Origin of the sequence: Burkholderia sp. AcTa6-5 (assembly GCF_017815075.1) — a bacterium.
Lineage (GTDB): Bacteria > Pseudomonadota > Gammaproteobacteria > Burkholderiales > Burkholderiaceae > Burkholderia > Burkholderia sola.
Window position 1 is genome coordinate 83,783 of the sequence record NZ_JAGIQE010000007.1, and the last position, 12,030, is coordinate 95,812.

The following is a 12,030-nucleotide window of genomic DNA, read 5'->3' on the forward strand; positions in this document are numbered from 1 at the left end:
TTTACCGGTGGGCGCCGAGCGTCAGGCGGCCGGTGCGGCGCATGCCGTGCGCCGGGCGGTGGTGCGGTCGGACCGGGTGCGCGAATTCGGTCTCGGTCGAGATGTCGCGCGCGTCGGGCATCGACGGCACGTCGCGTCTTTCCTGGGCGATCCGGCCGACGAGCAGTGCGAGCGACGCGAGCGTCACGAGCGGCATGAACTGGAACGACAGATGCGGGACGATCGCGAGGCTCGCGAGCGGCATCGGCCACAGCAGCATCAGCCATTCGCGATCGAAGCGCCGCCAGCCGTGCGTCCACGCATAGCGTGCGTACCACGCGATCACGATGCCGTACCACGTCAGGTCGTAGTCGTACAGATAGGGGCTGACGAGCAGGCATGCGCATGCGAGGGTCGCGGCGCGCAGCGCGTACGAACACGCGCCGCGCCACGCATAGACGACCGCAATCGCCGCGCCCGCCGCCGACAGCAATTGAAGGCCGCGCGCGACGAGCGCGGGCCAGCCGGCCATCGTCGCCAGCGCGAACATGGTCGGCATGCGCGCGAGCTTCGCGTGGCCGGTGCCGACGATCGTATAGACGTGGGCGATCAACTGGATGAACGCGATCCATGGGCCGACGCCGAACGCGAGCGTCGCGAGCAGCGCGCCGACGGCGATCGTCGCGGCCCATGCGCCCAGCGCGCGCCATTGGCCGGCACACAGCAGCGCGAGCGGGAACAGCACCGCGAGCTGCGGCTTCATCGTCAGCAACCCGAAACAGATGCCGGCGCAGACGGGGCGGCGGTTCAGCGCGAGCAGGCCGAACGCGGCGAGCGTCGCGGTGAAGAGGCTCGTCTGCCCGACGATCACCGTGAGGAACGCGCCGGGGAACGCAAGCGCGCACAGCCACGCGGCGTCGCGCTGCACGGTCGCGCGCATCGCCGCGGCGAACGGCGCATACGTGATCGCGAGCCACAGCACGAGCGCCAGCGTGTACGGCAGCCAGCCGAGCGGCAGCACGAGCAGCAGCATCGTCGGCGGATAGAGCCACGGCAGCGTGCCGTCCGCGAGGGTCATCGTCGGGATGGCGAGTTGTTGCACCGCGAACAGCGTGGAGTAATGCCACGCGTCGGCGCCACGTCCGTGCGCGGCGAGCCATGCGGCGCTCCAGACCGGCGAGAAATCCTGCGACAGCGGCTCCAGCGCGCCGTCGTGCGACAGGTGCACGCGGATCAGGTAGATGACGATGAACAGCAGCTCCGTCAACAGCACGCCGGCGGCATAGAGCCGTACGCGATCGCGGTTGAGCCAGTGCGGATGGCGGCGCGGGCCGGCGATCGGGAGTTCCGGATGCATGTCGGCGGCCGAGTGCGCGTGGCGGGCGAACGATGGCGTTTTCATCGTGCGCTCCGCGAGGCAAGCGCCGTGCGGCGCACCACCACGAACAGCACCGCGAGCAGCACGACCGGCCCGATCTGCGGCAGCTTCATCAGCCGGTTCAGCATTTCGAAGATGGGCAGCAGCCACGCCAGCACGAGGATGCCCTGGTCGCCGGGCAGCCAGCCTTCGTCGAGACCGTGCGCGATCAGGCAGAAGACCGCGATGCCGAGCCACGTCAGTTCGTAGTTCCACAGGTACGGCGTCGTCAGCAGCGTGGCGACCGCCAGCACCGCGCCGCGCAGTCGCATGTCGCGCGTGCGGCGCCATACGTCGACGGCCGCGGCGAGTGCGACGAACGCGACCGCCGCCTGCGCGGCCAGCGCGGCCGCCACCGGCGCGCCCGCCAGCCGCAGCGCGGCGAACGGCGTCGGCGACGCGAGCCAGTACGACGCGAGCATGAAGTGCTGCTCGCGCACCGTCGACATCGCATGACTCAACCCGTGCAGCGCGGCGGGGCCGGCCAGTGCGACGCCGGCGGCCGCGAACAGCGTCGCGCTGAGCCCGGCCGCCGCGAAGGTGCGCCATGCGCGCGTCGCGATCAGCACGAACGGGAACACGACCGCGAGTTGCGGCTTGATCGCGAGCAGCCCGATCAGCACGCCCGCCACGACCGGACGCTTGCCGAGCAGATGCAGCGCGAGCGCGGCGAGGCCGGCGGTCAGGATGCTGTTCTGGCCGAACAGCGCGGACATGCACACGGCCGAATACGCGACGACGACGAGCGCCGCGGCGCGCGGCACGGGAAGATGCGCGCGCAGCCCCGACAACCGCGAGACGGCGAACGCGTAGCATAAAAGACTGCCCGCGAAAAAGAGGAAGTAAGCGGGCAGGAAAGGCACGAGGGCAACCGGAGCGATGAACAGCAGCATCGTCGGCGGATAGAGCCAGGGAAGCGGCCGGTTTTGCAGATACGCACCGAAGTGCGCGAACTCGGCCTGCAGGAATGACGACGTGTCGTAGGCCGCCGCGGCGTGGCCTTGCAACACGAGATGCGATGCGGTCCAGAAGACAGAGAAGTCGGTGCCGGGGCGGGCGGTGGCGTTCGACGTGAAGCCGTCGGTCACGACACCCCAGACGATCAGCAGCGCAACGAAGAGCGCCAGCATGATGCAGCTGTACGGAATGATCCGGTCGGCCGTCAGCCATTGAGCACAGCGTATTGCGCGATCGCGCGTTCCACGATTGGCTGTGTACATGATGCCCCGTCTGTGGTGTGGCCGCGTGGTCTGTCGCGGCCGTTCGATGTTGTCGTGCCTGCGGATCGATCGCTCTGAAATGGCGTTGTCCGTGAATTCATTGTTGAAGAAAAAAACGCGTGATGCAAACCAGGCACGGCCGGACGGCATTGAATGTGTTCAGCGATTCGGGCGAAAACCGCCATTTCTGGTATGAGAAAACGCCGCCGCCGGGATTCGTGTTTCTGGCCTGAAACATTCCGTGATTTTTACCGACCGGGCATGCCGCCGAACCCGCGACGCTCGGGCAACGCGCGGCGTTCGGGAAAATCCCGAGAAAATTTTTTTGGCCCTTTGTGCAGCGCGATGACGGGGTTTCATGCCGGCTGCATGCGCCCGACCCGCATATATCAAAGTTGAAACATTTCGGCAGCCGGGCGTTTGACGGGCAGGCGAGCGGATCGCCGGAACCCTTGGTACGCCTCGATTCCGCCCGGGATGGTCCGCTCTTTGCGTAAGCGTTGGCACGGCAGTCGACGACGTGGCGAGCGGGCGGTTCAGGCAACAGGCAGCGGAACCGGCTCGCGAATCGCCTGCGGCAAGGATGGTCCGGAGCGCGTCGGGGAACACGCAGCTCCAGCGCCATCAACCGCGGGAACCGTCGTCGAACGACCCACCAGACCTGGCAGCTTCCGGGCAATAAGAAATCGGCATGGCAGTACATGGGGAATAAAAATGAACGACCACAGCACATCGCGGATCGCAAGCCGCGTTAAAGACACATTGCAGCTTTGCCGGGAGTTCCTCTCCCGTTCAACCGGATTCCATGCGTCGAACGGCCGTCGTGCCGTTCCGGTCGCTCGACCTGCCCGATTCATCCGGCCGGTCGGACCGTACACGCGTCTCTCATGCTCCGTCTCGCCGATACCCGTTCGTACGAACCGCGGTAGTCCGCCCCGTTTCCGCGACTGATCGTCGGCTTCCGATTTCTAGCGTAGTGCCGGTGGTGCCCACCCCCGACGTCCTGACCGACGAAGGGTATTTCATAGCAGTCCGAAAGGAGAGTGCTCATGTCAAGAATCATCGAAAAGGTTGCGTGGTTCGTCCAGGATCAGGACGGCGTGACGGCCATTGAATACGGCCTGATCGCCGCGCTGATCGCAATCGGCATCGTCGCCGCGCTGGCGACGGTCGGTACGGATCTGAAGACCGTGTTCAGCACGATCGCCGCGGATCTGGACTCGGCGGTAGCAGGCCTCTGATGGACGGTACGACGAACGGTTTGTCCGATCGTTCGAATCGTTCGTCGGCGCCACACGGCATCAACGACATTCCTCGACGTATCGATGCACGGTCGTCCGACCAGCCGGTGCGCGAGGGTTTTGAAAGTCACCACGCAAGGAGAACACCATGTCCAAGTTCATTCAACAAGCCGGCCGTTTCATTCGCGACGAAGACGGCGTGACCGCCATCGAATACGGCCTGATCGCCGCGCTGATCGCCATCGGCATCATCGCCGCGCTGTCGACCATCGGGAAGGACCTCAAGACCGTGTTCAGCACGATCGCGGCCGACCTCGATTCGGCGGTTGCAGGCATCTGATGCACCGCGCCGCGGGCGGCTCGGCTGGTGCAGCATTCGAGCCGTCCGCGGCCATCCCGATCAACCGGAAACCGGAGACCATCATGCAAGCCTTCGCGCGTGTCGCCCGTCGCTGGATCGCCGACGAACGGGGTGTGACGTCGATCGAATATGCATTGCTCGCGTCGATGTTCGCCGTCGCGGTACTGGGCAGCGTCGTCACGCTGAAGGGCTCGCTCGTCGATACGTACGAGATGATCGCCGCGGCCGTGAGCGCCGCCTTGACCACCGCGTTGTCCATGGTTTCCTGATCCACCGATTCGATACGCGAGGTTCGCCATGTTTCCCGTTGCGCCGCCTTACCCGGTTCCGTTGTGCGTGACGCTGCTCGCGATCGCCGCGGCCAGTACGGACATCGCCAGCCGTCGCATTCCGAACCGCCTCGTGTTGCTCGGCCTGGCCGGCGCGCTGGTTGCGCAGTGCCTGCTGCACGGCGTGCTGGCCGGCGCGCTCGGATGGCTCGCCGGAGCCGCGACCGGCTTCGGCCTGCTGCTGCCGTTCTACCTGTTGCGCGGCATGGCGGCGGGCGACGTGAAGCTGATGCTCGCGATCGGCGCATGGGTCGGCGCGGAAATGACGTTTTACATCGTGCTGGCCACGTTCGTGGCCGGCGGGATCGGCGCCATCGCCTACGCGCTGCTGCGCGGGCGAATGCGCCAGATGTGGGCGAACGTGCGCACGCTGATCGTGCGGCGCTCGCGAGCGGCGCGCGCCGAGGCCGACGACGGCCCCGTCGAGATCGCGTCGGTCGGCACGCTGCCGTACGGCGTGGCGATCGCGGTCGGCACGCTGGGCATGCTGTTCGCGTCGTGCGCATAGCGCGGCGGATCCGCAACGAGGACGCAACGAGGACGGAGCGACCATGAACACGAACCACACCGAACCGAGACGCGACGCGCAGGTGGCACGCCTGCCCGATCCGCCGCCGTCGCGGGAGATCCATACGAAGCTGGGCGCGCAGCTGCCCGCGGCGCCGCGCACGCTCGCGGAAACCGGCCTGAGCACGACGTTCGTCGCCGGCCTCGTGCTGAAGTCGACGCTGATGCTCGGCCGCCCGTCGTACGGCGACCTGGTCGAGCGGCACTGCCTGCCGCTCGCGGTGCTCGACGACGTCTTTGCGTTCCTGGTGCGCGAGCATCTCGTCGAGCTGACCCATCGCGGCGCGACCGATCTCGACGTCACGTTTCGCCTGACCGACGCGGGCCGCGTGCTCGCGCTCGAGGAACGGGAACGCAGCGGCTACAGCGGTCCCGCGCCGGTCACGCTCGACGCGTATCTCGCGAACGTGGCCGCGCATTCGGTGCGCAAGCTGCACATCGGCCAGAGCGACGTGTGGGCGGCGTTCGAAGGCGTCGTGATCGACACGTCGATCCTCGACTCCGCCGCTGCCGCGCTGAACGCCGGCCGGCCGCTGCTGATCTACGGCCCGGCCGGCAGCGGCAAGACCTTCCTCGCCGAACGGCTCGGCACGCTGATGCATGGTCGCGTACCGATCCCGTACGCGATCTGCGCGGCCGGCGAAGTGATCCAGGTCTACGACCCGCTCCTGCATGTCGACGCAGCGTCGCAGGCCCGCGGCCAGTCGGTCGACCGTCGCTGGCGCCTGTGCGAACGGCCGGTCGTGATGTCCGGCGGCGAACTGACGCTCGGCGAGCTCGATCTTCGCCGCGACGAAGCGGCCGGCTTCTATCAGGCGCCGCCGCACATGAAGGCGAACATGGGCATGTACGTCGTCGACGATCTCGGCCGCCAGCGCGTCGAGCCGCGCGACCTGCTCAACCGCTGGCTACGTCCGCTCGATCGCGGCGTCGATTTCATGACGCTCGAATCCGGCAACCGCTTCGTGATGCCGTTCGACGTATGGCCGGTGTTCTCGAGCAACCTGGCGCCGGAGCAGTTCTGCGACGACGCGTTCATGCGCCGCCTCGGCTCGAAGCTGCACGTCGGCGCGATGTCGATCGATCACTACCGCGCCGTGTACGACGCGGCCTGCACGTCGCTCGGGCTCGTATCGGCGAGCGATGCGTTCGACTTCCTGCTGCACCGGCTGCATTTTCCGACCGGCAAGGCGTTTCTTGCCTGTTTCCCCGTGGATCTGCTGCGCCTGGTGGCCGCCGGTGCGCGGTATCGCGGCGATCCGCCCGAAGTGACGCACGACGCGCTTTACGACGCGTGGGCGAGCTATTTCGGCTCGGCGCCCGAACGTGACGGCAGCCATCCGCCGCCCGTCGAGCGCGGAGGCCGCACGTTCATCACCGGTTGAGCCGTTTCTTTCACGATTCGTCGAGGAGCATTGCCATGAAAAACAGTCGAGCGCTCATGATGCTGGTCGTCGCGATGATCGCGGGTCTCGCCGCGGTCGTGTTCGCGTCCCGCTGGCTGGTACAGACATCCACGAGCTCGGTCACGTCCGTCGCGGTGGCCACCACCGACCTGAACCTGGGCGAGCCGCTCGGGCCGAACCAGATCCACATGGTGAGCTGGCCGTCGGGCAGCGTGCCGACCGGCGCGTTCACCGATACGAAAACGCTGGAAGGGCGCGTCGTGCGCACCAGCCTCGCGCGCGGCGAGCCGGTGATCGAGTCGAAGCTCGCGCCGGTCGGCACGAAGGGCGGGCTGTCCGCGGTGATCGCCGACGGCAGCCGCGCGATCACGGTGCGCGTGAACGACGTGGTCGGCGTCGCGGGCTTCGCGCTGCCGGGCAACTACGTCGACGTGATCGTCAACACGCAGGAACAGCAGGGCAAGACCGACGGGCAGAGCATCTCGAAGATCGTGCTCGAGCACATCCTCGTGCTCGCCGTCGCGCAGCAGGTCAGCCGCGACGACACGGCGCCGAAGGTGGTCAACGCGGTGACGCTCGAAGTCACGCCCGACCAGGCCGAACGGCTCGACCTCGCGCGCAGCGTCGGCACGCTGTCGCTCGTGCTGCGCAACCAGGTCGACCAGAAGACGCTGACCACCGGCGGCGCGACCAAGCTGACGCTGCTCGGCAAGGAGCCCGCACCGGCAGCGGCGCCGGCGCCCGTCCAGGTGCGGCCGGTCCGTGTGCACGTCGCGTCGCATGCGGCGCCGGAAGTGCGGCGCGACTGCGTCGGCGTGCTGACGGGCGTGAAGGGCAGCGTCGAGTGTTTCTGAAGCCAAACCAACCAGCCAGATAAACAAACCGGCCGCCGGCAACGCGCGGCGGCCTTGGAAGTCGATAACCGGCACGGCGCCGGTCTCTCGGGGGATCAGACGAAATGAAGATCAAACCGCAACGCACAGGTACCGGCCCACTGCGCACACGCGTCGCACGGGGCACGATGATGGCCGCGATCCTCTGTTCGGGATGGCTGACCGTATATGGCGCACTCGCCCAGGAAGGCATCGAATCGGCGGTGCTGACCAAGGGCGGCGCCAGCGCGCCCGCCGCGGCCGGCAAGGGGCCGATGCAGATGACGATCAGCATGACGCCGGCGCCGGCCGCCGCGCCCGCCGCGTCGGCGGGGCCGCTGCGCGGGCCGAACTGCGTCGGCGCCGTGCGCGAATCGACCAGCGTCGCGGTGCCGCTCGGCAAGTCGCTGCTGGTGCCGATGCCGGAGCCGGTCCGCAACCGGACGATCGGCAATCCGGCCGTCGCGCAGGCGACGATGGTGTCGCCGCAGACGCTGTACATCCTCGGGCTCGCGGTCGGCACGACCAACATGATCGTGCAGGGCAGGAGCGGCGCATGCCGCGTGATCGACGTCGCGGTCGGCGCGGACGCCGGCGGGCTGCAGGCGTCGCTGCTGCAACTGATGCCGAACGAGCGCGACATCCATGTGTCGACCGCGGCCGGCACGATCGTGCTGGCCGGCACCGTGTCGAGCTCGCAGGCCGCGCAGCAGGCCGTGCAGATCGCCCATGCGTACGGCGACAGCGCGGGCGAAGGCGCGGGCGGCGGCAAGCAGGGCGGCGGCGTGCTCAACATGCTGAACGTCACGTCGCCGCAGCAGGTGATGCTCGAGGTGAAGGTGGCCGAGGTGTCGAAGACGCTGATCAACCAGATGGGCAGCGCGTTCAACATCCAGGGCGGCTTCGGTTCGTGGAGCGGCGCGCTGGTCAGCAACCTGCTTGCCGGTGTCGCGAGCGGCGCCATCTTCAACAAGGCGAACAACAAGCCGTTCAGCATCGCGGCCGACGCGCAGAACACCGACAACCTCGTGAAGATCCTCGCGGAGCCGAACCTCGTGACGATCAGCGGCCAGGAAGCGACGTTCCTCGCGGGCGGCAAGATCTTCATCCCGATCCCGCAGAGCAGCGGCAACGGCACGTCGTCGATCACGCTGCAGGAAGAGGAATTCGGCGTCGCGCTGAAGTTCACGCCGACGGTGCTGGCCAACGGCCGGATCAGCCTGAAGGTCGCGCCGGAAGTGTCGGAGCTGTCGCAGACGGGCGTCACGCTGAGCGCGACCAACATCGGCGGCACGTCGATCCTGCCGCTGATCACGACGCGGCGGGCGTCGACGACGGTGCAGATGAGCGACGGCGAATCGTTCGCGATCGGCGGGCTGATCAAGGACAACGCGACCGGCGCGCTGAAGGCGATCCCGGGCGTCGGCGAAGTGCCGGTGCTCGGCGCGCTGTTCCGCAGCACGTCGTTCCAGCAGGACCGCACCGAGCTGATCTTCCTGATCACGCCGCACCTGGTGAAGCCACTGCAGACGGCGGACGTCGCGTTGCCGACCGACAGCTTCTCGAAGCCGAGCGAAATCGACGTGTATGCGACCGGCAACATGGAAGGCCGCCGCGGCGTGCGCAAGGCAGGCGCCCAGCCGATGCAGCCCGCGAACGGTGCGGCCGCCGCGCCGCAGACACCGGCCCAGGCGCCGGCACCCGCTCCGGCGCCGAAATCGGAAGCACCGGTCGTGCCGGCCGCGCTGCCCGCGCCGCGCGCGCCGCAAGCCGACGTGCAGCAACCGGTGCCGGCCGAGCCGCCGAAGGCGCCCGCGCCGGTCGCGGCCGCCGCGCCGCAGCCCGATGCGGCCACCGCGGCGCGCGTCGCACGCATCGAAGCCGCCGCCGCGCGTCTTGCGGCCGCCGGCGCCGAACCGTCGGCCCAGCCGGCGGCGCGCACCAAGCACCGGACCGCGGCGGCGCCCAACGCGCAGATCGCGCGTACGGGTGCGGAACCCCAGTCCACCGATCGTTGAAGCCATCCAAGGGGAAGCTCATGAAATCCGCCTACCTCGTATTCGTGCGCCGCGCGGCGCTCGCCGCCCCGCTCGCGTTCGCGCTTGCCGGCTGCATGTCGTCGACCCCGGTGTGGGACAGCCGCTTCGGCGACTCGGTCCGCACCGTGATGCACGCCCAGATCATCGACCCGCATGCCGGCGAACATCCGGCGTCGGCGCCGGGGGTCGACGGCAGCGCCGCCGCGGCCGCGCTCGACAACTACGACAAGTCGTTCAAGCAGACCGTGCCGCCTGCCAATGCGTTCGTGATCGGCATCGGCAAGGCTACCCAATAACGACGGCATGCTCAGGGAGAACGCCATGAACCGCGCAGCCCGCTATCCGAAAGTCACGCGTCGCAGCCTGCATCGCCAGCGCGGTGCCGTCGCGATCATCGTCGGCCTCTCGCTGGCGGTGATGATCGGGTTCGTCGGGCTCGCGCTGGATCTTGGCAAGCTGTACGTCACGCGCAGCGAACTGCAGAACAGCGCCGATGCCTGCGCGCTGTCGGCCGCGCGCGACCTGACCTCGGCCATCAGCCTGTCGGTGGCCGAGGCCGACGGCATCGCCGCCGGCCACCTGAATTTCGTGTTTTTTCAGAAGACGTCGGTGCAGATGTCGACGAACGCGAACGTCACGTTCAGCGATTCGCTGACCAACCCGTTCCTGGCGAAGAACGCGGTCACGAATCCGGCGAGCGTCAAGTACGTGCAGTGCACCGCGACGCTGAGCAACATCGCGCACTGGTTCATCGAGGTGCTGAACGTGCTGCCGGGCACGAAGCTCGCGAATGCGGCGGAAGTGTCGGCGAGCGCGATCGCGACCGTCGGCGGCGGGCAGACGACCTGCGCGATTCCGGTGTTCGTGTGCCGCGGCCCGTCCGACCCGGCCTACAAGGTCGGCGACTGGATCTCGTCGCCGTCCGGATCGTCGTCGACCTACGGGCCCGGCAACTTCGGCTGGGCGGCGCTCGACGGCTCGACGAACGAGACGACGCTCGCGAGCGAGCTGTCGGGCAATACCTGCAACATCACGAGCCCGCCGGACCTGGCCACCACGGGCCTGAAGTCGGCGTCGCTGCGGGCCTGGAACACGCGCTTCGGCATCTATACGAACGGCGCGAATGGTTCGAGCGGCCAGCCCGACTTCACCGGCTACGCGTATGTCGGCCCGAACTACGGGCCGCCGGGAACGCCGGGCATCAAGGGCGACGCGTACACGCAGTTCGTGGCCGACCGCGCGAGCTTCAAGCCTTACCAGGGCGACGGCGCACCGCCGTCGGGCAGCGGCATCGCCACCAACGGCACGGCGACGGCGAGCAACTACGCGACCTACGGCAGCGACCGGCGCCTCGCGCTCGCGCCGGAGGGCGACTGTTCGACGCTGAAGGGCACCAGCGGCAAGGTGCACGTCACGCAGTGGGATTGCGTGCTGATGCTCGATCCGCTCCCGTTCAGCGCGGGCAGCGGCGCCATCGTCGCGCATCTGGAATACCTCGGCTCGTCGGTGTCCGGCAACAACCCGTGCGCGACGCACGGCTTGCCCGGCAGCGGCAGCGCGTCCGGAACCCAGGTTCCGATGCTCGTTCAATAGCGGAGAGACGATCATGAAGAAGCCGTCGATTCGTCGTTCGCGCACCCGCGGCGCCGTCGCCGTCGAGTTCGCGCTCGTGCTGATGCCGATGATCATGCTGGCGACCGGCGTGGCCGAGTTCGGCCGGGCGATCTACCAGTACGAGACGCTGACCAAGGCGACCCGCGACGCGGCGCGCTACCTGTCGGTCTGGTTGCCGACCGACAGCGCGTATCCGGTGGCGCAGGCGCAGTGCCTGGTCGTCTACGGCAGCACGACGTGCGGCACGTCGGGCACCGAGCTGGTGCCCGGGCTCACGACGTCGATGGTCACGATCTGCGACGCGCAGCACACGACCGGCTGCAGCGATGCGTCCGATCCGGCGCAGTTCGCGAACCTGCCGACCTACGATTCGAACAACAACGCGGCAAGCGGCACGGCCACGGGCGCGATCAACGTCGTCGAAGTGAAGATCAGCGGCTACAAGTACCAGCCGATTCCCGCGTACCCGGGGCTGCCGTCGATCACCTTCGGCAACATCGTCACCGTGATGAGGCAAGTGTCATGAACGCGCGCCATTTTCCGCTGTCCCGCCGGCGCGCGCAGCGCGGCGCGGCGATCGTCGAATTCGCGCTGATCGCGACGGTGCTGATCATGCTGCTGATCGGCATCTTCGAGTTCGGCCGCGTGCTGTTCTACTGGAACACGGCGAGCGAGGCCGTGCGCCTCGGCGCACGCACGGCGGTGGTCTGCGACGTGAACGCCGCGGGCGTCGTGAAGCGTGTGCGATCGCTGATGCCGCTGCTGTCGAACGCGAACGTTTCGGTTAACTACACGCCGTCGAGTTGCGACATCAACACCTGTTCGTTCGTGACGGTGAGCGTCACGAACGTCACCGTCAAGACCATGATTCCGTTCATGAACGTCACGCTGAAAATGCCGCCGTTCACGACGACGCTGCCGCGCGAAAGCCTGAATTCCGCGACGGGCGGCTCCGCCTGCAACTAATCGACAAGACGAGGCACAC

General features: G+C 68.0%; 13 protein-coding genes. 11 read left to right on the forward strand and 2 right to left on the reverse strand.

Annotation, left to right across the window (positions count from 1 at the left end; genetic code table 11):
• Position 1: 1 nt before the first annotated feature.
• Positions 2-1,381: a glycosyltransferase family 87 protein gene (locus J8I33_RS11820; protein WP_209935747.1), complete on the reverse strand. Its 1,380-nt coding sequence runs from the start codon at positions 1,379-1,381 to the stop codon at positions 2-4.
• A complete protein-coding gene (locus J8I33_RS11825) occupies positions 1,378-2,616 on the reverse strand; it encodes a glycosyltransferase family 87 protein (RefSeq protein WP_209935753.1) in 1,239 nt (412 codons plus the stop codon). Before J8I33_RS11825 ends, J8I33_RS11820 begins: the two co-directional genes overlap by 4 nt.
• A 1,049-nt stretch (positions 2,617-3,665) precedes the next feature.
• Between J8I33_RS11825 and J8I33_RS11830 the strand changes: the two genes are divergently transcribed.
• From J8I33_RS11830 to J8I33_RS11880, 11 genes are all read left to right on the forward strand, one after another.
• Complete coding sequence (locus J8I33_RS11830) at positions 3,666-3,857, forward strand: Flp family type IVb pilin (RefSeq protein WP_069619945.1); 192 nt, start codon at positions 3,666-3,668, stop codon at positions 3,855-3,857.
• A 148-nt stretch (positions 3,858-4,005) separates the two neighbouring features.
• Entirely contained in the window at positions 4,006-4,197 is a 192-nt protein-coding gene (locus tag J8I33_RS11835) for a Flp family type IVb pilin (RefSeq protein WP_050015343.1), read from the forward strand.
• A gap of 83 nt (positions 4,198-4,280) precedes the next feature.
• Entirely contained in the window at positions 4,281-4,487 is a 207-nt protein-coding gene (locus tag J8I33_RS11840) for a Flp family type IVb pilin (RefSeq protein ID WP_124555503.1), read from the forward strand.
• 28 nt (positions 4,488-4,515) lie between these two features.
• The gene (locus J8I33_RS11845) at positions 4,516-5,055 is read left to right on the forward strand and encodes a prepilin peptidase (protein WP_124637523.1); all 540 of its coding nucleotides are present in this window, start codon (positions 4,516-4,518) and stop codon (positions 5,053-5,055) included.
• A gap of 43 nt (positions 5,056-5,098) precedes the next feature.
• The gene (locus J8I33_RS11850) at positions 5,099-6,499 is read left to right on the forward strand and encodes an ATP-binding protein (protein WP_124592663.1); all 1,401 of its coding nucleotides are present in this window, start codon (positions 5,099-5,101) and stop codon (positions 6,497-6,499) included.
• Between the two features lie 35 nt (positions 6,500-6,534).
• On the forward strand, positions 6,535-7,374 hold the full coding sequence (gene cpaB, locus J8I33_RS11855; RefSeq protein WP_124592664.1) for a Flp pilus assembly protein CpaB: 840 nt from the start codon (positions 6,535-6,537) through the stop codon (positions 7,372-7,374).
• A gap of 104 nt (positions 7,375-7,478) precedes the next feature.
• Positions 7,479-9,410 carry a type II and III secretion system protein family protein gene (locus J8I33_RS11860; RefSeq protein ID WP_209935758.1) on the forward strand — a complete coding sequence of 644 codons (1,932 nt, stop codon included), beginning with the start codon at positions 7,479-7,481 and terminating at the stop codon, positions 9,408-9,410.
• Positions 9,411-9,430: 20 nt separating this feature from the next.
• The gene (locus tag J8I33_RS11865; protein ID WP_124592666.1) at positions 9,431-9,727 is read left to right on the forward strand and encodes a hypothetical protein; all 297 of its coding nucleotides are present in this window, start codon (positions 9,431-9,433) and stop codon (positions 9,725-9,727) included.
• Positions 9,728-9,752: 25 nt separating this feature from the next.
• A complete protein-coding gene (locus tag J8I33_RS11870) occupies positions 9,753-11,024 on the forward strand; it encodes a TadE/TadG family type IV pilus assembly protein (RefSeq protein ID WP_209924275.1) in 1,272 nt (423 codons plus the stop codon).
• 13 nt (positions 11,025-11,037) lie between these two features.
• The gene (locus J8I33_RS11875) at positions 11,038-11,571 is read left to right on the forward strand and encodes a TadE/TadG family type IV pilus assembly protein (RefSeq protein ID WP_069619953.1); all 534 of its coding nucleotides are present in this window, start codon (positions 11,038-11,040) and stop codon (positions 11,569-11,571) included.
• Complete coding sequence (locus tag J8I33_RS11880; RefSeq protein ID WP_124592669.1) at positions 11,568-12,011, forward strand: TadE family protein; 444 nt, start codon at positions 11,568-11,570, stop codon at positions 12,009-12,011. The genes J8I33_RS11875 and J8I33_RS11880 overlap by 4 nt, the downstream gene beginning before the upstream one ends.
• The last annotated feature ends 19 nt before the right edge of the window (positions 12,012-12,030 follow it).

Coding starts and splice junctions, on each gene's coding strand:
- J8I33_RS11820 (WP_209935747.1), bottom strand. CDS start 1,381: ATGAAAACGCCATCGTTCGCCCGCCACGCGCACTCGGCCGCCGACATG.
- J8I33_RS11825 (WP_209935753.1), bottom strand. CDS start 2,616: ATGTACACAGCCAATCGTGGAACGCGCGATCGCGCAATACGCTGTGCT.
- J8I33_RS11830 (WP_069619945.1), top strand. CDS start 3,666: ATGTCAAGAATCATCGAAAAGGTTGCGTGGTTCGTCCAGGATCAGGAC.
- J8I33_RS11835 (WP_050015343.1), top strand. CDS start 4,006: ATGTCCAAGTTCATTCAACAAGCCGGCCGTTTCATTCGCGACGAAGAC.
- J8I33_RS11840 (WP_124555503.1), top strand. CDS start 4,281: ATGCAAGCCTTCGCGCGTGTCGCCCGTCGCTGGATCGCCGACGAACGG.
- J8I33_RS11845 (WP_124637523.1), top strand. CDS start 4,516: ATGTTTCCCGTTGCGCCGCCTTACCCGGTTCCGTTGTGCGTGACGCTG.
- J8I33_RS11850 (WP_124592663.1), top strand. CDS start 5,099: ATGAACACGAACCACACCGAACCGAGACGCGACGCGCAGGTGGCACGC.
- cpaB (WP_124592664.1), top strand. CDS start 6,535: ATGAAAAACAGTCGAGCGCTCATGATGCTGGTCGTCGCGATGATCGCG.
- J8I33_RS11860 (WP_209935758.1), top strand. CDS start 7,479: ATGAAGATCAAACCGCAACGCACAGGTACCGGCCCACTGCGCACACGC.
- J8I33_RS11865 (WP_124592666.1), top strand. CDS start 9,431: ATGAAATCCGCCTACCTCGTATTCGTGCGCCGCGCGGCGCTCGCCGCC.
- J8I33_RS11870 (WP_209924275.1), top strand. CDS start 9,753: ATGAACCGCGCAGCCCGCTATCCGAAAGTCACGCGTCGCAGCCTGCAT.
- J8I33_RS11875 (WP_069619953.1), top strand. CDS start 11,038: ATGAAGAAGCCGTCGATTCGTCGTTCGCGCACCCGCGGCGCCGTCGCC.
- J8I33_RS11880 (WP_124592669.1), top strand. CDS start 11,568: ATGAACGCGCGCCATTTTCCGCTGTCCCGCCGGCGCGCGCAGCGCGGC.